This is a genomic window from Nocardiopsis alkaliphila YIM 80379 (assembly GCF_000341005.1).
GTDB lineage: Bacteria > Actinomycetota > Actinomycetes > Streptosporangiales > Streptosporangiaceae > Nocardiopsis > Nocardiopsis alkaliphila.
In genome coordinates this window covers 1-21,186 of record NZ_ANBD01000095.1, presented here as the reverse complement: position 1 = coordinate 21,186, position 21,186 = coordinate 1, and the positions used below count along the sequence as shown (strand labels likewise).

Genomic DNA, 21,186 nt, shown 5'->3' with positions numbered 1-21,186 from the left:
GACCCGAGCACTCACACGGGCACGCTTGCCTTTCCGAGGGGGCGTGCCCGCGTTCGTTCCGAGCCCTGGTGAGGGGGCGAACAGTTCGTTCCGTCCCGAAAGGGGTCCAGAAGCGGGCAGTATAGAGACCGTGAGTCTCATTGATGTGCTTCCGGCCGAACCTGAACCCGACTCCCTCTTCGAGGCGTTCGCTTTGTGGTCCCAGGAGCGGGGTCTCACCCTCTATCCGCACCAGGAGGAGGCCCTCATCGAGGTCGTCTCCGGGTCCAACGTCATCCTCAACACCCCCACCGGCTCTGGCAAGAGCATGGTCGCCACCGGCGCTCTCTTCGCCGCCCTGGCCCGGGACGAGTGCGCGTTCTACACCGCTCCCATCAAAGCACTGGTCTCGGAGAAGTTCTTCGATCTGTGCAAGATCTTCGGTACCGAGAACGTCGGCATGATGACCGGCGACGCCTCCGTCAACGCGGACGCGCCGATCGTGTGTTGCACGGCCGAGGTCCTCGCCCAGATCGCCTTGGCCGAGGGCGCCGACGCCGACATCAACACCGTCATCATGGACGAGTTCCACTTCTACGCCGAACCCGACCGGGGCTGGGCGTGGCAGGTGCCGCTGCTGGAGATGCCCCAGGCACAGTTCCTGCTGATGTCGGCCACCCTGGGCGACGTCAGCCGCTTCGAGGAGGACCTGGAGAAGCGAACGGGAAGGTCGACCGCGGTGGTCTCCTCCGCCGAGCGCCCGGTCCCCCTGTACTACGACTACCGGGTCACCCCACTACACGAGACCCTGGAAGAGCTCCTCGGTAGCGGCAACGCTCCCGTGTACATCGTGCACTTCACCCAGGCTCAGGCGGTGGAGCGCGCACAGTCGCTGACCAGCATCAACATGTGCACCAAGGAGGAGAAGGCGAAGATCGCCGAGGAGATCGGCAACTTCCGCTTCACCACCAGGTTCGGCCGTAACCTGTCCCGATACGTGCGGCACGGGATCGGGGTCCACCACGCCGGAATGCTGCCCAAGTACCGACGGCTGGTCGAACGTCTGGCCCAGGCCGGTCTGCTCAAGGTCATCTGCGGCACCGACACCCTCGGAGTGGGCGTGAACGTGCCCATCCGCACCGTACTGTTCACCGCGCTGAGCAAGTACGACGGGGTTCGGGTGCGCAGACTTCGTGCTCGGGAGTTCCATCAGATCGCCGGACGCGCTGGACGAGCGGGCTTCGACACCGTGGGCAACGTGGTCGCCCAGGCGCCCGAGCACGTCATCGAGAACGAGAAGGCGCTGGCCAAGGCCGGTGACGATGCCAAGAAACGCCGCAAGGTGGTGCGCAAGAAGGCGCCCGAGGGGTTCGTGTCCTGGGACGAGGCGACCTTCCGTAAACTCATCGACTCCGAACCCGAGCCGTTGACCTCGCGCTTCCGAGTCAGCAACGCGATGCTATTGAGCGTCATCGCCCGCCCCGGCAACTGCTTCACCGCCATGAAGCACCTGCTCACCGAGAACCACGACGACCGTAAGACCCAGCGTCGGCACATCCACGAGGCGATCGCCATCTATCGGTCGCTGCTGGACGGTGGCATCGTGGAGACCCTGCCCGAACCGGACGAATTGGGCCGCCCCGCCCGGCTCACCGTGGACCTGCAAGCCGACTTCGCGCTCAACCAGCCGCTGTCCACGTTCGCGCTGGCCGCCTTGGACCTGCTGGACGTGGAGTCGCCCACCTATCCGTTGGACGTGCTCAGCGTGGTGGAGTCCACCCTGGACGACCCGCGCCAGATCCTCGGCGCCCAGCTGAACAAGGCCCGTGGCGAAGCCGTTCAGCAGATGAAGATGGACGGCGTCGAATACGAAGAGCGCATGGAGCTGCTGGAGGACGTCGACTACCCCAAACCCTTGGAGGAGCTGCTCGACCACGCCTACGAGGTGTACCGACGCGGCCACCCCTGGGTGGGCGATCACCCGCTCCGTCCCAAGACCGTGGCCCGTGACATGTACGAACGGGCGATGACCTTCACCGAGTACGTGGGTTACTACGAGCTCGCCCGCTCCGAGGGCCTGGTCCTGCGCTATCTGGCCGGTGCCTACAAGGCGCTCAACCAGACCGTGCCCGACGACGCCAAGACCGAGGAACTGCGCGACCTCATCGAATGGCTGGGGGAACTGGTCCGCCAGGTCGACTCCAGCCTGCTGGACGAGTGGGAACAGCTCACCAACCCGGTGGACGAGGTCGAGGGTGAGGGCCAGGTGGAGGTCGAGGAGAAGGTTCGACCGGTCACCGCGAACGCCCGCGCCTTCCGGGTCCTGGTACGCAACGAAATGTTCCGCCGCGTGGAGTTGGCGTCCCGGCATCGCTACGGCGAACTGGGCAAACTGTCCGAGGACGACGAATGGACGGGAGAGGAGTGGGCCGAGGCGTTCGAGGCCTACTACGCCGAGCACGACGAGATCGGGATCGGACCGGACGCCCGGAGCCCCAAGATGCTCCTCATCGAGGAGGAGTCCGAGCTGTGGCGTGTCCGTCAGGTCCTCGCCGACCCATCGGGAGACCACGACTGGGGCATCAGTGCCGAGGTCGACCTGGCGGGTTCCGACGCCGAAGGCCGCGCGGTCGTCCATGTCACCGACGTGAACCGCCTGTAGGCCCCGACGGTGGATCGAGCAGGTGCGCGTTGACCTCACGCACCCGCTCGGCGAGTTCGGGGTACTCCACCACCGTGCGCCCGGCCCGGTTCAGGCGTTCGGCGCCCTCGCAGTCCACGAACAGGGCGGGTTCGCGCCAGGCCAGCACGATCCGCGGGATCGGTGTGCCCAGGATCAGGTCGGTGCACGAACGCGGCCGGGAGGCCCGGTCGCTGCACGGTTCCAGGGAGCTGTAGATCGTCGCCGTGGCCAGGCGGGGGTCATCCGGATCGATACCGCCCAGGGCCACCTCTTCGGCGTGTTCGTGCGGGTCCTCGCGGCGCGAGTAACCCTCACCCAGAACTCGTCCGGCGGCGCAGACCACGACGGCTCCCACCGAGAACGCCGTGTTCGAGGGTGGGCAGGAACGGGACAGTTCCATGGCCCGTTCCAACCAGTGCAGGTCGGCCGGCCCTTCGGCGGGGGCCGGACCGGTCACCTCGCTCATCGTTCCTCCTCGCCGAGGCGGTACCTCAGGACGGCCACGTCACCCAGGGCACGAGCCTCTACCAGACGCATGGGCCTTTGAGGGGTGTGATGATAGGTGCCCGGCATGACGAAGCTCGGGGCCTGGTCGTCCCCCACGAAGAAGGGGGCCACGGCCAGCCGGAGTTCGTCGACCAGCCCCGAAGTGAGGAACAGGGTGTGGACGTGGCCGCCGCCCTCGACCAGCAGTCGGGTGACGCCACGGTCGGCCAGGTCGGTCAGGATCGCCCGGGCCGTGGGTGGATCTCCGGCGTTCACCACGTCCACGGGCGGGTGTGGTTCGGGGATATCGGCCAGCAACCGGTCTGCGGTGGCCACACCCTCGCCCCCGGTATAGACCACCGCACCGGCGTCTCCGGTACCGAAGAAACGCGCCCGTGGGTCGAGGTCACCACTTTGGGTCACCACGACCTTGAGGAGGTTCTCGGTACGTCCCTGTTCACGCCGGCGTTCGCGTAGGACCTGAGAGCGGACCAGGAGGCGAGGGTCGTCGGCCCTCAAAGTGCCCGCCCCGACCAGGATGGCGTCGCATTCGGCGCGCAGTTCGTCGATCTCGGCGAAGTCGGCTTCGTTGGAGAGCCGGAGGCGTTCGGGGTTCGTGTCGTCGATACGTCCATCGACCGACATCGCACAGCTCAAAATGGTATAGGGACGGTCCATGCCCCCAGGCTAGCTGTTGGTGGGAGGCGCGAAGGCGCGTGAGCGGCGCACTCCCTTCTCCGCAGGTTTCCCTCGATGAAGAAAATCCCGAACGAGGAAGGAATACCTTGACCCTCCTCCAGGATCGTCTCGGCATTCGGAATTACTCTCTTCCCATTCTTTCCGCCGGGGTGGTCGACTTCACCCGCTCGCCTTTCCGCCCCGGACCGTTCGGAACCTCCCGCTTCGACGTTCCGTGGAGCCGCCCGAACGACCCTCACCCCCACTACTTCCCTGAACCTCCCTCGGTTCCGGGCTTACGCGCCCGAGGCGGGTTCCCTGCTCACGCTCCGTACCGATGACCCTGGCCCTATTCTTCACATAATGGACATTATTCATATAAGTTCCAGAGGTGCCGAGCTCGACCTCACAGGCGGCGCGCATACCTTCGCAGACGATCCCGATGATCGATTTTCGCCATCTGTCTCCCTGACTCGGTTAACAACCGGCCGGTCTCGGAATACAATCCTGGGAGTCGACCACACTTCCCCACCTCAGACAAGAGGACGGCGATGTCTCGTTTCACTTCCCCCGATTTCCTGAGGCAGGCGGGGGACAATCACGTCAGGGCCAAACCTCCGCCTCCGGTCAACCTGAGCAGCGCCGACATCAGCCGGCTCCACTCCTTCCACCTCAAGGGCAAGGATCACTTCGCGGTAGACCGGGAACTCGCCGCACAGGCCGACAAGATCGCCCCGGGGTTCGCCGACCTCGTTCTGGGTGAGCGGGCCTTCCTGCAGCGCGCGGTTCGCCACATGTCCGTCGATCTGGGTATCACCCAGTTCCTCCAGGTGGGCACCGGCCTTCCCACTCCGGGGGACCCCCACCAGATCGCCCAAGAGACCCACCCCGAGGCCCGCGTCGTGTACGCCACCTCCGACCCCGTCGTCCTGACCCACCACCTCGCACTGACCCGCGACGGAGTCACCACCACCGCCGTGCACGCCGGGCTACAGGACACGAGCCGACTGTTGCACGACCCCGAGAGCCGGCGCCTCCTCGACCTGAACCGACCGATCGGCCTTCTGCTCACCGGTGTCGTCTCACACATCCGCGACTTCACCGGGGCCGCCCGCGACATCGCGACCCTGCGCGAGAACCTCGCCCCCGGCAGTCACATGGTCCTCAGCCACTACTGCCGCCCCGATCCCGGGCGGTACGGCAAGGACGCCCAACGCGCCGAACAACTGGAGCGTCTGTTCGTCAGTCGACTCGGCCACGGCCACTGGCGTTCCCAAGAAGAGATCGCCACCCTCTTCGAGGGGTGGGCTTCGGTTCCGCCAGGCCTGCTCGAGACCCAGAAATGGCGGACCATGCCGGTCGCCCCACCCATGCCCGGCAGCTATCAGATGCCCCACCGCAACCGTCGCCTGATCATCGGCGGTATGGGCCGTATCTGACCACGACACCCCGAACCCGCGTTGGAGCCCCAGGGACCGGCAGCGGGCAGGGGTGTACCGCCTCTCGCGGGGTGCCCCGAACACGACGAAGGCCCGCCGGATTCTCCGACGAGCCTCACCCGCTCCCGCGACTGGATTCGAACCAGTAACCTGCCGGTTAACAGCCGGCTGCTCTGCCGTTGAGCTACGCGGGATCACACCACCGCCGCGATCCCTGTGGGCCGCGGCGACACCTCTAGACTAGCGCCTCCCGATGAGTGCTCGCGACCTTTTCGGGGCACCGGCCATGTGGCGGCCGACTCTCCCAGAGCCGGTGGTGGTTCGGGGGTTCTCAAGCCACCTGGTGTCACCACCTCGGGACGACGTCGCCGCGTGCGGCCGCCGGTGCCCCGGCCGCTCTTTCAGGTGGACGTGTCGACGATGATCTTGCCGCGCACCCCGCCCGATTCCAATGCCCGGTGCGCACCGGCCACCTCGGAGAGCGAGTACACCCGGTCCACCACCGGCCTCAGGTGACCTGCCTCCACCAGAGCGTTCAGTTCCTCGAACAGCTCCCGGCGCGGGTTGCCACTGAAGAACCGCACGCGGCGGGGGCCGAACACGGTCGATCCCACGATGTACCCCAACGACCGCCAGGGTCGGGTCAGGTCGAAGGAGATCGTGACCATCCGCCCGCCCGGAGCCAGCAGACGACGGTAGGCGGGCAGGTCGGTGCCGACGGTGTCCAACACCACGTCGAAGCTCCCCAGGTCCGCCGGGGAGGTGGTGCGGTAGTCGAAGGCCCGATCCGCGCCCAGTTCACGCGCCAACTCCAGGTTCTCCTCGCGGGCCAAAGCGGTGACGTGACCGCCGTAGGCCTTGCCCAACTGCACACCACCCACCCCGACACCTCCGGTCGCGCCCCTCACCAACAACCGCTCACCGGGGCGCAGCCGTGCCTTGTCCCGCAGGGCGGTGATCGCGGTGGTGACCACCGGCAGAGCGGCGGCGTGCACCGGGTCGAGTCCTTCCGGTACGCGGACGAGGCAGTCGACGGGCACCGACACGTATTCGGCCATGCTTCCGAAAGCACGTGGCAGGACGCCCCAGACCCGGTCGCCGACCGCCGGCCCGTACACGTTCGCCTCCGCCTCGACCACGTCCCCGACGAAGTCGAGGCCGACCGCTTTGGGGAACGGCCCAAGGGCCAGCGCGCCCAGCCACCCCAGCGAACCCTCTCGCCCGGACAAGTCGCCGCCGTTGACACTGGAGGCCAGGACACGCACCAGGATTCGGCCCTCACCGCGCTCAGGGATGGGGCGGCGCCCCTCGTAGATCACCTCCGGCGGCCCGTACCGGTCGTACAGCGCCGCGCGCATCGACTCCGTCATCGCTTCTCCGCTCAGCAGGGGCGCCGAACCGGCCTTCGGTCGGCGTCTTGTGAACGGTAGGACGACGAAGGGAGGACATCGCCCATTCATCGGTAATCTGAGAGACATGCCCGCTGATTCGTCTCGGATCCCACCCCCACCGGCGCCGTCCACCGACTTGCGTGCCGACGCCCGCTATAACCGCGAGCGTATTCTGCGGGTCGCCCGCGAGGTGTTCGCCACCCACGGCATCGATGCGCCCGTGTCCACCATCGCCCGGCACGCGGGTGTGGGCACCTCTACCCTCTATCGCCGTTTCCCCACCCGTGACCACCTGATCGCGGAGGTGTTCGCGGGCCAGGCCGCCATCTGCACCGGATCCATCGACCTCGCCTTGGCCGACCCCGATCCTTGGCGGGGTTTCGCCTCGGTCCTGGACCGTGTCACCGCCATGCAGGTCGCCGACCAAGGGTTCAGCGCCGCCTTCCTGCGTTCCTTCCCCGGCACACCCGGTCTGAAGACGCGTCGCTCCCGCGCGGAGAGGGGTATCGCGCTGTTGATCCGCCGGGCCAAAGAGGCCGGTGTTCTGCGACCCGACTTCGATCGCACCGACCTGACCCTGCTCTTCATGGCCGTCGACGGGATCCGTGACCACGGGGTGGAGGACGCCCACGCCGCCGCCCGCCGTCTGGTCGCCCACCTACTGCGGTCCTTCCGGGCCGTTCCGGTTTCCGTCCCGCCCCTACCACCACCCGCGCCCGTCGGCCTGTACCACCCGCAGGACTCTTCGAGGCGCCCCTGATCGCCTCCTGGAAATCCTGGAAACGAGTGCGTCGGGGCGCGCCCGGGTCGGTGCTCACGGCACGGTTCCGAAACGACGACAGGGTCCTTCCCCGAGCGAGGAAGGACCCTGTTTCGTTGAACCCCGTAGAGGTGCTACTAGGGTTTAACCGCTTGGGTAAGGGTTCCAGTAAGACCTCTATGGCTCCCGCGACTGGATTCGAACCAGTAACCTGCCGGTTAACAGCCGGCTGCTCTGCCGTTGAGCTACGCGGGATCGCGCCCCCAGGCCTTCGTCGGCCCGTGGTGACACCAACAGACTAGCGCGCTCGCGGAGTGCTCGTGACAGGTGTCGGGCCGTGTGGCGAGGAGCAGGACAGGGTAACGTCTGGGCACGGACCACTCCGACCGTCACCAAGGCCGTAAAGAGGGACCCATGCGCTACCGGATCACGTTCGTCGCCGGACTCGCCATCGGATACGTGCTGGGCGCCAAGGCGGGCAGAGCCCGCTATGAGCAGCTCGCCCGTACCGCGCGCAAGGTGGCCGACAGTCCTCTCGTACAGGAGGTCGCGGGTGTCGTCGGCGCCCAGGCCGGCAACGCCGGCCGCGCCGTCTACGACAAGGCCGTCGAGAAGATGCCGATCACCTCCGTACGGGACTTCCTGGCCCGCCCCGACCACGACGAGGAGATCGAACTCCTCGAGTGGGAAACCGCCCACTCCAACGGGACCACGCCCGATCCCGATACCGGACGGAACTCCTGATCATGGCGTTGTTCGGGCAGAACATCCCCGACCGGCTCCGTTCTCGGCTGGCGCGGGGCGAACGCGTGCTGGCGCACGCGGCCGTCGCCGCCCCGGCCGGGGGTGCCCCCAACACGGAAGGGGGGCCGCCCGTTCTAGTGGCCACCACCCGTGCCCTGCACCTGCCCGAGGGACGGGCCGTGCCCTGGCAGGACATCGACCAGGCCCGCTGGAGCTCGGACGATTTGAGGTTCATCGAGGAAGGGTACGGCGAGCACACCGTTCGGCTACGCACCGAACTCACCGGTGAGGCCGTCGACTATCGACGGATGGCCGAGACCGTCGCCGAGCGGGTCACCTCCACCATCCTGGTCAACCGCTTCGTCCCCTTCCCCACCCCTGAGTCCTCCCAGGGCTTTCGCCTGGTGGCGCGCCGCGCACCGCTGGGCAGCGAGATCGATTGGCGAGTACACCTGGGCGAGGGCCTGGACCCCCAGGACCCTCGTCTGTCCGACGCCGCCTCCCGAGCCTTGGTCCTGCTCCGAGAACAAATGGGGGTCTAGGTCTGCTGCCTTGGCTCGCTTCCCCTTCTCCGGGCGGGTGGGCTGTGCGGGTGCTGGAGTGGGGCGCGGGAGCAGGCCCACCCCCCTGCTCTTTCTTCGCCCCCGCCCCACCTCGCCCTCACACCCGGACACAACAGCGGTGATCTTGCTTCTGGTGGTCAGGGAAGCGCTTCCCTGACCACCAGAAGCAAGATCAACTGGTTCACCATGGTGGGTGTCGGGACAACCCTCGAGCCCAGGGCGCCCCCCTTGGAGGCGGCCTTGAACATGAGCCGACAGGACCGCCCGTCCTACCCCCGGTGAGGGCCACCCCAAGGGCGGGAAAGCGGCCCCACCGAGGACAAAGGTGAAGGACTACAGCGATGATCTTGCTCCCAGGGGCACGGAAAGCGCTTTCCGCACCCCTGGGGGCAAGATCACGAACGAAACAGACCCGACACAGGCCCGCCGGACCGGTGGGCCTTCCCCCACCCCGCCCAAGAGCCACAACCCCCGCTCCACCTGACGCGTGCCACACCCCCACCCCGCCCAACCAGCACCACCACACCCCACCTTCGGCGCCCCGCCCACCCCACCCGACGCGCTCGGGCGCCACCGACACCCCCACCCCAGGCACCCCGGCCCTACCACCCTCCGCGCTGCCACCCACCCCACCCGAGGAAGCCCCTCGTGTGGACCGAGTCGGTCGGAACCACCCCGGTTCCTCCCGGAGCGCCTCCCACGGCTCTCAACCGGCTTCCCCCAAAGAGCCACTGGCTCCGCTCCAAGCGCAGGACATCAGCCCCGCCTGTTCAATCCTTGGGCGAGGGCCTCGGCCAGGTGCAGGGCTCGGCGTCCCGTTCCCTGTTCGATCTGGGTGCGGCAACTGTAGCCGTCGGCCAAGACCAGGGTGTCGTCCCCGGCTGCCCGCACTCGGGGCAGGAGTTCGCGTTCCCCGATGGCCTGGGAGACCTCGTAGTGCCCCTTGGTGAAACCGAAGTCTCCAGCCAGTCCACAGCAGCCCGAATCAAGGACATCGCCATCGATACCGGCACGAGCGATCAGCTCTTGGTCGGCGTCGAAGCCCATCACCGCGTGCTGGTGGCAGTGCACCTGGGCCAGCGCCGAGGCGTCCACCCGGGGCGGGACCCAGTCCGGGGCGTACTCGTTGAGGAACTCGGCGAAGGTGTGCACGGCCGCCGCGATCCTGGCGCTCTCCTCCCCTGGTAGCAACTCGACCAGATCGTGCCGCAGCGCCGCCGTGCAACTGGGTTCCAGTCCCACCACCGGTAGCCCTTGGGAGACCAACGGTTCCAGAGTGGTGACCGCCCGACGCATCACCGCGCGCGCCACATCCAACTGCCCGGTGGACACCCAGGTGAGACCACAGCACACCTGCCCCTTGGGCAACACCACGGTGAATCCGGCGTCCTCCAGCACCTGGACCGCACTGGTCAGCACCCGAGGGTGGAACAGGTTGCCGAAGGTGTCCGGCCACAGCACCACCTTGGGTCCTCCCTGCCGCCCCTCCCCCCGTTTGAGACGGCGGTGGAACGCACGGGTGAAGGTAGTGGTGGCGAAGGTGGGCAGATCGCGCTCTGCGGCCACTCCCGCGACCTTTTTGGCCAGGGAGGACACCCCTGGGAGCCGCACCATCCGATTGGCCTCGGCCGGGGCGAGGGCGGCGAGGCGCGCCAGGAGCGGCAGCCACCCCATCGAGTAGTGCGCGGCCGGTCGCACCCTTCCCCGGTAGTGCTGGTGCAAGAACTCGGCCTTGTAGGAGGCCATGTCCACGTTGACCGGGCAGTCGCTCAGACAACCCTTGCAGGACAGGCACAGGTCCAGCGACTCACGTACCTCCTCCGAACGCCATCCGTCGGTGATCACCTCACCACTGGCCATCTCGAACAGCAGGTGGGCACGCCCACGCGTGGAGTGTTTCTCCTCTTGGGTGACCTGGTAGCTGGGGCACATCACCCCAGGCCCACTCTGGCGCCGGCACTTGCCCACTCCTGAACAGCGACGCAGCGCCTTGACGAAGTCACCGTCATCCTCTCCATAGGCCAGGGTCGCCTGGGAGATCAGCGGCAGTTCGGGGCGTAGGTCGGTGGCCACCCGGATGTCGGAGTCCAACGGCACGGGGTCGACGATGATCCCAGGGTTCATCAGACCGGCCGGGTCCCAGATCCGTTTGAACTCGCCGAAGGCGTCGATGAGGCCCTGCGGGTACATACGAGCCAGCAGCTCCGAACGTGCCTGGCCATCGCCGTGCTCTCCGGACAGAGAACCGCCGTGGCGGACGACGATCTCCGCGGCCTCCTCCATGAAGGCCCGATAGGCTCGACGTCCCTCCTCATGGGTGAGCTCGAAGTCGATGCGCACGTGCAGGCAACCGTCGCCGAAGTGCCCGTAGACCACGCCGTAACGGTCGTGGCGGGCCATCAGGTCGTCGAAGTCGCGCAGGTAGTCGCCCAGGTTCTCCGGAGGTACCGCGGCGTCCTCCCAGCCGGACCAGGCCTCGATGCCGTCGGGGGTGCGAGAGGTGAGACCGGCCCCCTCCTCACGGATACGCCACAGGGCCTTCTGGTGGGTGGGGTCGGCGACCACTGCGGCGTCCTGGGGACGGCCGACGCCGTCCAGGGCGGCGATCATCGCTTCGGCGGCCTCAGCGGCCTCCTCGTGGTCCTGCCCCGCGATCTCCACCAGCAGCCAGGCCCCGCCCGAAGGCAACGGCACTCGCGAACGCGAACCGTGTCGGTCCAGGGCGGCGACCATGCGGTCGTTGATGCCCTCCACGGTGAGTGGGGAATATCCCAACAGGTCGGGGACGGCGTCCGCGGCGGCCGGGGCGTCCGCGTATCCCAGAACCGCCAGGGCCCGAGCCGCCGGTGTCTGCACCAGGCGCACGGTGGCCCCTAGGACCATCACACAGGTGCCCTCGGTACCGACCAGGGCGGCGGCCACGTCACGCCCCTTCTCCGGAAGCAGGCGATCCAGTGCGTAACCGGAGATCCTACGGCGGAACTCGGGCATGGCGGTGCGCAATTCGGCGCGGTAGGTCTCCGTGAGGCGGGCCAAGGCGGCGTGGATCTCGCCCTCACGGCCCGGGCGCTCGGCCAGGTCCGCGAAACCCTCGGCCGTGTGTTCGGAACCGACCGTCATCCGGGTGCCGTCGGAGAGCAGCACGTCCAGGGAGACGATGTTGTCGGCGGTGGTGCCCCAGGCCACCGAATGGGAGCCACAGGCGTTGTTGCCGACCATGCCGCCGATGGTGCATCGGCTGTGCGTGGAGGGGTCCGGGGCGAAGGTGAGACCGTGTTCGGCGGTCGCGGCGCGCAGGTCGTCGAGGATGACGCCGGGTTGGACGGTGGCGGTGCGCGCTGCGGGATCGATGTCGACGATGGCTCGAAGGTGGCGTGAGGTGTCGATGACCACACCGGTGCCGATGGAGTTTCCGGCGATGGAGGTGCCACCCCCGCGCGGGATGACGGGCACTCCGTGCGTGGCGCAGGCTCGAACGGCGGCGACACAGTCGTCGATGGTCTCGGGGATGACCACGGCGAGCGGGACCCGACGGTAGTTGGAGGCGTCGGAGGTGTAGAGGGCGAGGGTGCCCGCGTCCAAGGCGACGGTCCCTCGGACGGTGCTCTCCAGGTCCTTACGAAGGGCGGTGAGGTCCAAACTTGCGGCGGTGCTGTGGTCGGCCATGCCCACAGCGTGGCGCGGCGGACCTCACCCTGGCAACCACGGCGCGCGGCCCCGGGCACCACTTCATGGGCCGGGTCGGGCGGGTCGGTCGAGGGCCTCGTCCATGGCGCGGACCAGGTCGCCCTCAGGGTCCATGTCCAGGTTCCAGACCATCATCCCGGCGAGGTCGTGTTCGCGTACGTACTCGCCCTTGCGGGCGATCACCTCGGGGTTGTCATAGGTCCACCACTCCCCCTCCGCGTAGATCCAGTAGGCGCCGGCCTCCTCGTCGAAGAATCGGCGTCCGGCCATCTCCTCCAACTGGTCGAAGGAACGGGTGGGACCGTCGTAGTCATCCTCGACGGGACCCTCCACGAGCTGATTTCGGCCGTTCCGTTCGGCGGGCACTCCCCGCCAGCCCCGTCCGAAGGCCGGGATGCCCATCACCAGTTGGTCCGCCCCTGCTCCCAGGTCCAGGTAGCGCCGGATCGCCTTGTCCACACTGTTGGCCTCGGTGTCGTACTCGGGGGCGTACAGGTTGGAATGGTGTGCGGTGCGCTCGCTCCAAGGTCCGGCGAAGTCGTAACCTTGCACGGTGGCGAAGTCGACGTGGTCGAACACCTCGGACTCGTAGGCCTGGCTGTGTGCCTCGCCGCCTGGCAAGGAGACGGACAGAACGTACTCCCGGCCCGTTTCGCGGGAGAGTTCGTCCATCTGGGCACGGAACTCGGCGACCAACAGGGTGAACGCGGCCGGGTCATCGGGGTGTTCGACGTTGTCGGAGTTGCCCTGTCCGCCGGGCCACTCCCAGTCCAGGTCGATCCCATCGAAGACGCCTTCGGCCACGCCCTGGCCGCCTTGGGGTTCGTCGTCCCGAATCGGAAGGTTCCCGCGCAACCACAGGTCCAGGCAGGAGGCGACGAAGGCCCGCCGGGACTTCTCGGTCCTGGCCGCGGTGGAAAAGTGCACCGACCAGTTCCAGCCGCCCAGGGACAGGCTGGCGCCCAGGTCGGGATGGAGCGCGCGTAGCTGACGAAGCTGGTTGAGACTACCCGCCAGCTCTTGTTCGTACTCGTCGGCTTCACCGTTGACACTGGCGTCGGCGTCATAGCGGCGCTGGTAGAGCTCCCAGGGCTGGTCGTGGTTGTCCTCCGGGATGTGGCACAGCCCTTCGGGGCTGATGTCGCCGAAGGCCCACATGAGCCGGGTCAGGTGTTCCGAAGCACCGCTTCGCCGCAGTTCTTCGACGGTGTGCCCTCGGTTGGCCACGTTCCAGTCGGCGAAGTAACCGATGCGTTCGAGTGGCCGACCGTTCAGCGACACGATGGTTCCCACCAAGAGCACGACGGCGGCGAGGGCCGCCCCCAGAACGAGTAGCGGGCGCCGCCCGGAGGACGGCTTGGACGAAGTCGGCGGGGAGGTCACATCCCGACCGTAGGGCAGGAGCACGGACGGGGTGGCCGTTCGTCCCATGTCGGCCAGATGAGGTCGTTCCTCCAGAACGGGGAACCCGGACCGACACCCGAACGTTTCGCTCAGCCGCTGTGCAGGAAGTCCTTCAGTGTGCCGGCCCGGGAGGGGTGCCGGAGCTTGGCGAGGGTCTTGGCCTCGATCTGCCGGATTCGCTCACGGGTCACTCCGAACTCCCGCCCGACCTCCTCCAGGGTGCGTGGCCGCCCGTCGGCCATACCGAAGCGTAGACGGATGATGCGCCGTTCACGCTCACCCAGACCGCTCAGTAGGGCACACAGCTGGTCCTGGAGCAGGGTGAAGGCGGCCGCCTCGACCGGGGCGACGGCGTCGGAGTCCTCGATGAAGTCTCCGAAGTCGGACTCCTCCTCACCGATGGGGGCTTGGAGCGAGACGGGTTCGCGGGCGATGCGCTGGATCTCCAGGACACGTTCGCCTCCGAAGCCGGCCGCCGAGGAGATCTCGGTGATGCTGGGTTCACGGCCCAACTGCTGGTGAAGCTGGTGTTGGACCCGTACGACCTTGTTGATGACCTCGACCATGTGCACCGGGACACGGATGGTGCGGGCCTGGTCCGCGATCGCGCGGGTGATCGCCTGTCGGATCCACCAGGTGGCGTAGGTGGAGAACTTGAAGCCCTTGGCGTAGTCGAACTTCTCCACCGCGCGGATCAGACCCAGGTTGCCCTCCTGGATCAGGTCCAGGAACAACAACCCACGCCCCATGTAGCGCTTGGCGATCGACACCACCAGACGCAGGTTGGCCTCGATGAGCCTGCGTTTGGCGCGTTGCCCTTCCTCGACCAGTTCGTCGAGCTCATCGGTGTCGCATACCCCTTCCTCGGGGCGTCTGCGCGCGGCGTACAGGCCCACCTCTACGGCCTTGGCCAGGTCCACCTCCTCTCGCGCGCTGAGCAGGGGCACCCGACCGATCTCTCGAAGGTAGAGCCGCACCAGGTCGGAGCCGGATCGGTGCCCGTGATCGATCAGGGCCCGTCCTTCCTCCGGTTCGGCCACGTCCACCCCGAGCCGGGACAGCTCGGTGAGGGTGCGATCGAGGGAGTCGGGGGGTGCGTCGAGGCGTTCCAGGACCGACACGACCTCCCCACGACTCACCGTTCCCCGCCCGGAGTCGGGAAGATGTCGGACCACCTGACCAATGGGCGGTCTTTCCTGGGTCACTATCGTGGGAGCCACCACTACATTGTGCCCACACAACTAGCAGAATAGGGAGAACTATTATTGTCACCCCTGTGCTACATGCCCTCGATGCCCGACTCCTGAAGAGCACGCTTTTGCCGGCTGAGCTGCATGAGTTCGACGAAAACCCGGTTGTAGTCCTCCGGGTTGGCAGCCTGGTCGATTCGGTGGAGCTCGGATTTGATGTTTGCTTCTCGTCGATTGATGGAATGAGTCTTGATTGTGCTCAGCAATTCTCGGGTGTAATGCTCGTCGAGTTCTCCATAGAACTCGATCTCCTCTACACCCAGACGGGTGACGAAATCGCGCTGGAGGTCGTTGGGGGCCGCCTCCCGCAGGTTCATCGGCCAATGCTGGGGATCACTCACCGCCGACACTCCACCCTGGTCCCGAATGATCCGTAGTACCGCCTGATGCTGGGGGACCGTGAAGTCCTCCTCTCCCAGGGCGTCGAACCCCACGGCCAGGTACGGATGCTGGATCGCGAGTTTGAGTGCCTGACGTTCGCGCTGCACCGATGGGTCTCGCAGATCGTAGGGGGCTTCCTGGGCGTCCGGAGTCGGCACCGGGGTCGACGCCGCCTCGCGCCCACGTCCGCGACCACGGCCCATGTGCTGACGGACACGACGGAGCACGAAGGCCTCGTCCATCAACCCCAACCAGCGGTCCAGGTTCTTTCCATAGGTCAGGCGCACGCCTTCGTCGCGGATGCCGGCGACCACCGGCGCGGCCGCGTCCAAGGCGGCGATGCGGCCCTCGGCGTTGGTCAGGTCATAACCCTCGACGATGTTACGGATCATGAACTCGTACAGCGGGCTGGCGCCATCGACCAGGTCCACCACGGCTTGGGGTCCATGTTCCAGGCGCAGGTCGCAGGGGTCGAGCCCATCGGCCTGAACCGCCACGAACGTCTCGGAGGTGAAGCCGTGTTCCTCGGCGAAGGCCCGGACGGCGGCCTTCTGCCCGGCCTTGTCACCGTCGAAGGTGAACACGACCCGTCCACCCTGATTGGAGCGGCCCAGCAGCATCCGGCGCAGGATCTTGAGGTGGTCCTCGCCGAAGGAGGTGCCGCAGGTGGCGACCGCGGTGGTCACCCCGGCCTCGTGGCAGGCCATGACGTCGGTGTAACCCTCGACGATGACCGCTTCGCTCTTGCGTGAGATCTCCCGTTTGGCCAAGTCCAGTCCGTACAGCAAGCGGCTCTTGTGGAAGATGGGGCTTTCGGGGGAGTTGAGGTACTTGGGGCCGTCCTCGGAGGGGTCGAGCTTGCGCGCACCGAAGCCGACGACCTCACCGGTGACCTCGCGCACCGGCCACAACAGCCGGTTGCGGAAACGGTCATAGGCACCGCGCCGCCCCTGAGCGGCCAGCCCGCCCTCGATGAGTTCGGCGTCGGTGAAACCCATCCTGCGCAGGTGGGTGGTGAGGTTCTCCCAGCCGGCCGGCGCGAAGCCCAACCCGAACTGCTCGGCGTGCACGCGGTTGAACCCGCGTTCGCCCAGGAACCGCCGGGCGGTCACGGCCTCGGGTGACAGAAGCTGTTCGGCGTAGAACTCGGCGGCGGCCCTGTGCGCGTTGAGCAACCGCTGGCGCTTGCCCTCGTCGCGCCGGGCGGTGCTGCGTCCGCCCTCTTCGTAGCGCAAGGTGACGCCGCTCTGCCCTGCCAGGGACTCCACGGCCTCCACGAAGCTGAGGCTGTCGATCCTTTGCACGAACGAGATGACGTCACCGCCCTCGCCGCAACCGAAGCAATACCAGAGGTTCTTGGCCGGAGTGACGTTGAAGGAGGGGGACTTCTCGTCGTGGAAGGGGCACAGACCCTTGAGGGAACCACCTCCGGCGTTGCGCAGTTGGAGATACTCACCGATGACGTCGGCGATGGGCGTGCGCTCACGTACCAGAGCGATGTCTTCGTCTTTGATCCGTCCTGCCACGCTTTCGAGGGTAGTTCGCTCCAGGGACGCTCCGGCCAGGGCCCGGGTCGTTCAGCCCAAAAGCCGGGTGTGCAGCGCGGTGGCGGAGGTGTCGGTGAGGGAGGCCACCTGGTCGATGATCACGCGCAGCGCCGCGGCGTCGTCGGGGGCGGCCGTGTAGGAAGCGCGGAACTGCGCCTCAAGGGCTCCGGGTGCGCCGTGCCAGAGGACGTCGACCAGCTCGGTGAGCATGTTCCGTTCCTCCGCCTGGTAGACCCGCGCCTCCTCCCGGGACATCACGAAGTGCGCGGCCACCGCTTTGAGCAGGGCACACTCCTGGCGGGTACGGCGGGGCACGACGAGTTCGGCACCGTAACGGGTGAGGGGTTCGGGTCCGTAGCGGTGGCGGGTGGCCTGCTCGGCTGCCAGACAGAACCGTCCGATGAGTTCGCTGGTGAGGTTCTTGAGCGCCGCCAGGGAGGCCAGGTCACCGGTGAACTCGCCGGGCCAGACGGGTTCGGCGAGCAGGCCGACGTAGGCCTCCTCCAGTTCGACGGGGTCCGCGTCGCAGTAGTGGGCGGCGGCGATACGGCAGATCTGGGTGCGTTCGTGCGGGTCGCGCAGGGCCGCCATGCTCACGAGGCCGGCGTACAGGGCGTCCTCGACGTCGTGCACGGAGTAGGCGACGTCGTCGGCCCAGTCCATGACCTGGGACTCGAAGCAGGTGCGGCCGGTGGGCGCCCCCTTGCGCAGCCAGGTGAAGACCTCGGTGTCGTCGGAGTAGCAGTTGAACTTGTGGGTGTGGACGCCCTCACCGCGTCGCCACGGGTATTTGACGGTGGCGTCGAGGGTGGCTCGGGTGAGGTTGAGTCCGGCGCCGCGCCCTTCGGGGGTGATGACCTTGCCCTCCAAGCGCACCAGCAGCCGCAGGCTCTGGGCGTTGCCCTCGAATCCGCCACAGGCCGCGGCGGCCTCGTCCAAGGCACGTTCGCCGTTGTGTCCGAAGGGCGGGTGACCCAGGTCGTGGGACAAACACGCGGCCTCGACCAGGTCGGGATCGCAGCCGAGTTCCCGGCCGAGTTCGCGACCGATCTGGGCGCACTCCAAGGAGTGGGTCAGGCGGGTACGGGGAAAGTCACTGACGCCGGGCTGGACGACCTGTGTCTTGGCGGACAGGCGACGCAGGGCGGAACTGTGCAGGACGCGTGCCCGGTCACGTTCGAAGGGCCCGCGTCTACGGCTCTTGCGGGACTCGCCGACGAAGCGTTCGGTGTCGTCCACCGTGTAGCCGTGGACACCTGGTTCGCCCGGGGTGGTCGTCATGTTCTGACCCTACTCAGGCCGCGTTGACCTTGATGTCGCTGCTGTCGTTGAAGATCCAGTAGTACCAGAGGGAAGCGGTCTCCCTGGTGATGTACCAGAGTTGGGTGCGGCGTTCGATGACGGCCGGTCCGGAGCGCGCCGGTGAGGTGCCGGCCTCGATGCCGTGGTCACCGGCCATCACCTTGGTACGCAGGCTGTGCCAGGGGTCGGAGACGAGGATGGCGGTCTCCCACTGGTTGCTCTCGTAGACCTCGGCCACGGCCTGGAAACTCTGAAGGGTGTCGCTGCCCTCCTCGACGGCGACGACGTGCTCGGCGGGGATACCGACCTCCACCAGCCAATTCCGTCCGGCCGCGGCCTCGGTGTAGTTGTCGTCGGGTTGTTTACCGCCGACGGTGATGATCACCGGGGCGACACCATCCAGGTACAGGACCTGGGCCTGACGCGGTGGAGCCTCGAAGACGGGCGAGGGCACGCCGTTGTACTGGCTGGCCCCTAGCACGATGATCGCGTCGGAGGGAGTTCGGTCGTCCTGGCGGGCGGTGTACCAGACCCAGCCCCAAGTGGCGGGCGGGATGGCCAGGGCGATGAGTACGACGAAGGTGATGAGGCGGCGCAGCCGGAAAGGGCGGCGCTCGCGACGCCTGGGCCGCCGGGGTGGCGGGGCCTCGTCGAAGTCCTCGCCGTGTCCGCCGCCACGCCCGCCTCCGTAACCGCCGCGGCGAGGCCCGGTACGAGGTTCGGGGGCTCCGAAGGAGTCCTCGGCGAAGGGTTCGTCGGCGGGCGGCCAGGGGGCGCGGGGATCCTCCTCGACCGAGGTGAAAGGCACAGGGCGAGTCGGTCGGGAGCGGGGCCTGGGACGTTCACGGACGAACTTGCGGGTGAACGCGCTCTGCCCCTCACCTGACTCCGCGGGCGCCGCCAGGCCCTGATCGGCCGCACCGAACTCACGGGTGGTCCCGGCCTCGACGTCACGAGACAAGGCCCTGGTCGCGGTGGGGTCGAAGGTGAACTCCCGGGTGACGTCGGCACCGGTGGCGGCCTGACCGAGGTCGTCTCGGCGAAAGACCCGGGTGGCCTCGTCATCGGCCGACGACGCGTCGGATCCGTTCCACGCTTCGTCGTCGCGACCGTTGCTGGCCGTTCGCACCGGCTCACCTCCGCACAGTTGTCTCCGCCAGTTCCGCCCACTGAGACGTCCCTCGTCCACCGATGGTTCGCGGCCCTCCCCCGTTCAGGGCGGGGAAGGCGGAGAGTGGTGGCCGATACGGTCCCACGGATCCGCCCACGGGACATCGGAGGGAGCTCGCGACGGAGACCGAAATGTATCACGAAAAGATAACGAAGGATGGTTCGGTCGTGCTGACCGTGCCGCCCTGAGTCTAATGCCCGATCCGCTCGAAAAAGCCCGTGGCGGTCCCCTACCGGCGACCCCCACGGGCTGCGTGTCACCCCACGTCAGTGGGGTCTGCCGGCGGCGCGACCGGCCTCCAGCCGGGCCACCGGCACCCGGAAGGGCGAGCAGGACACGTAGTCCAGACCGACCTCGTGGAAGAAGTGCACCGAGGCGGGGTCGCCACCGTGCTCGCCGCACACGCCGAGCTTGATGCCCGGGCGGGCGGCACGGCCCTCTTCGGCGGCGATACGGATCAGGCGGCCCACCCCCTCCACGTCCAAGGACTCGAAGGGGGAGACACCGAACACCCCCTTCTCCAGGTAGGCGGAGAAGAAGGAGGCCTCCACGTCGTCGCGGGAGAAGCCCCACACGGTCTGGGTGAGGTCGTTGGTTCCGAAGGAGAAGAACTCGGCGTTCTCGGCGATCTGACCGGCGGTGAGCGCGGCTCGGGGCAACTCGATCATGGTGCCGACGGGGAAGTCCAGTTCCACGCCGTTCTCCTCACCGACCTCGCGCAGCACACGTTGAGCGTCCTCCCGGATGATCTCCAGCTCTTGGACGGTGCCCACCAGCGGGATCATGATCTCGGGCCGAGGGCGTCCACCTTCCCGAATCCGGTCGACGGCGGCCTGGGCGATGGCGCGGACCTGCATGGTGAACAGGCCGGGGACGACCAGGCCAAGGCGTACCCCGCGCAGACCCAGCATGGGGTTCTGCTCGTGCAGCTTGTGCACCGCTTGCAGGACGCGCAGGTCGTTCTCGTGGCTCTCGCCGCGAGCTTCGGCCACGGCCACCCGCACCGACAACTCGGTGATGTCTGGCAGGAACTCGTGCAGCGGCGGGTCCAACAGGCGCACCGTGACGGGCAGGCCGTCCATGGCGTCGAGGATGCCGTTGAAGTCCTCACGCTGTTGGGGCAGCAGGGCGTCCAGGGACTCCTGCCGTTCCTCGGCGGTGTCTGCGAGGATGAGACGTTCCACCAGTTGGCGGCGATCTCCCAGGAACATGTGCTCGGTGCGGCACAGGCCGATGCCCTGGGCTCCCATGCGGCGGGCGCGGGCGGCGTCCTCGGGGGTGTCGGCGTTGGCCCGCACGTACATGCGGCGAGCCGCGTCCACGTAGTGCATCATCCGGTCGACGGAGCGCACGAGGTCGTCTGCCTGGTCGGACGCGGGGTCGATCTCACCCTCGAAGTAGCGGACCACCGGAGAGTCCACGACGGGCACCGCACCGAGGTAGACCTGGCCACTGGCGCCGTCGATGGAGATGACGTCACCCTCCTCGATCACCTCTCCGCCGGGTGCGGTCATGCGCCGGTTCTTGGTGTCGATGTCCAACTCTTCGGCACCGCAGACGCAGGTCTTGCCCATCCCTCGGGCGACGACCGCGGCGTGGGAGGTCTTGCCACCACGGCTGGTGAGGATGCCCTCGGCCGCGATCATGCCCTCGAGGTCGTCGGGGTTGGTCTCACGACGACAGAGGATGACCTTCTCCCCGCTACGGGACCACTTGACGGC

Annotated in this window: 15 protein-coding genes and 2 tRNA genes; 5 read left to right on the top strand and 12 right to left on the bottom strand. The window is 67.6% G+C overall.

The window, feature by feature from the left end:
• Window positions 1-145 precede the first annotated feature (145 nt).
• Window positions 146-2,641 carry a DEAD/DEAH box helicase gene (locus D472_RS0114275; RefSeq protein ID WP_017605166.1) on the top strand — a complete coding sequence of 832 codons (2,496 nt, stop codon included), beginning with the start codon at window positions 146-148 and terminating at the stop codon, window positions 2,639-2,641.
• Here D472_RS0114275 and D472_RS25565 read toward each other — a convergent pair.
• Together D472_RS25565 and D472_RS0114265 are read right to left on the bottom strand one after the other, a co-directional pair.
• On the bottom strand, window positions 2,619-3,128 hold the full coding sequence (locus D472_RS25565) for a cytidine/deoxycytidylate deaminase family protein (RefSeq protein ID WP_017605165.1): 510 nt from the start codon (window positions 3,126-3,128) through the stop codon (window positions 2,619-2,621). The genes D472_RS0114275 and D472_RS25565 overlap by 23 nt on opposite strands.
• Window positions 3,125-3,826 carry a RibD family protein gene (locus D472_RS0114265; protein ID WP_026117689.1) on the bottom strand — a complete coding sequence of 234 codons (702 nt, stop codon included), beginning with the start codon at window positions 3,824-3,826 and terminating at the stop codon, window positions 3,125-3,127. Before D472_RS0114265 ends, D472_RS25565 begins: the two co-directional genes overlap by 4 nt.
• Before the next feature lie 551 nt (window positions 3,827-4,377).
• Between D472_RS0114265 and D472_RS0114260 the strand changes: the two genes are divergently transcribed.
• Window positions 4,378-5,265, top strand: a complete 888-nt coding sequence (locus D472_RS0114260) for an SAM-dependent methyltransferase (protein ID WP_017605163.1) — start codon at window positions 4,378-4,380, stop codon at window positions 5,263-5,265.
• 122 nt (window positions 5,266-5,387) lie between these two features.
• Here D472_RS0114260 and D472_RS0114255 read toward each other — a convergent pair.
• A tRNA-Asn gene (locus D472_RS0114255) sits at window positions 5,388-5,459 on the bottom strand.
• A gap of 207 nt (window positions 5,460-5,666) precedes the next feature.
• The gene (locus D472_RS0114250; RefSeq protein WP_017605162.1) at window positions 5,667-6,635 is read right to left on the bottom strand and encodes an NAD(P)-dependent alcohol dehydrogenase; all 969 of its coding nucleotides are present in this window, start codon (window positions 6,633-6,635) and stop codon (window positions 5,667-5,669) included.
• A 106-nt stretch (window positions 6,636-6,741) separates the two neighbouring features.
• Here D472_RS0114250 and D472_RS0114245 point away from each other — a divergent pair, with 106 nt between their 5' ends.
• Window positions 6,742-7,416, top strand: coding sequence for a TetR/AcrR family transcriptional regulator (locus D472_RS0114245; RefSeq protein ID WP_017605161.1), 675 nt, complete (start codon window positions 6,742-6,744; stop codon window positions 7,414-7,416).
• A 180-nt stretch (window positions 7,417-7,596) separates the two neighbouring features.
• Here the strand turns inward: D472_RS0114245 and D472_RS0114240 are convergent.
• Window positions 7,597-7,671 (bottom strand) — tRNA-Asn (locus D472_RS0114240).
• A 159-nt stretch (window positions 7,672-7,830) separates the two neighbouring features.
• Between D472_RS0114240 and D472_RS0114235 the strand changes: the two genes are divergently transcribed.
• A complete protein-coding gene (locus D472_RS0114235) occupies window positions 7,831-8,160 on the top strand; it encodes a hypothetical protein (RefSeq protein WP_017605160.1) in 330 nt (109 codons plus the stop codon).
• Window positions 8,161-8,162: 2 nt separating this feature from the next.
• Window positions 8,163-8,702 carry a hypothetical protein gene (locus tag D472_RS0114230; protein WP_017605159.1) on the top strand — a complete coding sequence of 180 codons (540 nt, stop codon included), beginning with the start codon at window positions 8,163-8,165 and terminating at the stop codon, window positions 8,700-8,702.
• Between the two features lie 777 nt (window positions 8,703-9,479).
• On the opposite strand, the gene D472_RS0114220 is transcribed toward D472_RS0114230, so the two are convergent.
• From D472_RS0114220 to D472_RS0114190, 7 genes are all read right to left on the bottom strand, one after another.
• On the bottom strand, window positions 9,480-12,389 hold the full coding sequence (locus D472_RS0114220) for an FAD-binding and (Fe-S)-binding domain-containing protein (protein ID WP_017605157.1): 2,910 nt from the start codon (window positions 12,387-12,389) through the stop codon (window positions 9,480-9,482).
• A gap of 63 nt (window positions 12,390-12,452) precedes the next feature.
• Window positions 12,453-13,841 (bottom strand): glycoside hydrolase family 18 protein, encoded by a 1,389-nt coding sequence (locus D472_RS0114215; protein WP_017605156.1) that lies wholly within the window; start codon window positions 13,839-13,841, stop codon window positions 12,453-12,455.
• Window positions 13,842-13,903: 62 nt separating this feature from the next.
• Window positions 13,904-14,989, bottom strand: coding sequence for an RNA polymerase sigma factor RpoD (rpoD, locus tag D472_RS0114210; RefSeq protein WP_017605155.1), 1,086 nt, complete (start codon window positions 14,987-14,989; stop codon window positions 13,904-13,906).
• A gap of 104 nt (window positions 14,990-15,093) precedes the next feature.
• A complete protein-coding gene (dnaG, locus tag D472_RS0114205; protein WP_017605154.1) occupies window positions 15,094-16,971 on the bottom strand; it encodes a DNA primase in 1,878 nt (625 codons plus the stop codon).
• A 51-nt stretch (window positions 16,972-17,022) separates the two neighbouring features.
• A complete protein-coding gene (locus D472_RS0114200; protein WP_017605153.1) occupies window positions 17,023-18,273 on the bottom strand; it encodes a deoxyguanosinetriphosphate triphosphohydrolase in 1,251 nt (416 codons plus the stop codon).
• Window positions 18,274-18,286: 13 nt separating this feature from the next.
• Window positions 18,287-19,423: a YdcF family protein gene (locus D472_RS0114195; protein ID WP_017605152.1), complete on the bottom strand. Its 1,137-nt coding sequence runs from the start codon at window positions 19,421-19,423 to the stop codon at window positions 18,287-18,289.
• A 308-nt stretch (window positions 19,424-19,731) separates the two neighbouring features.
• The coding region (locus D472_RS0114190; RefSeq protein WP_017605151.1) for a putative PEP-binding protein at window positions 19,732-21,186 on the bottom strand (1,455 nt) is incomplete at its 5' end.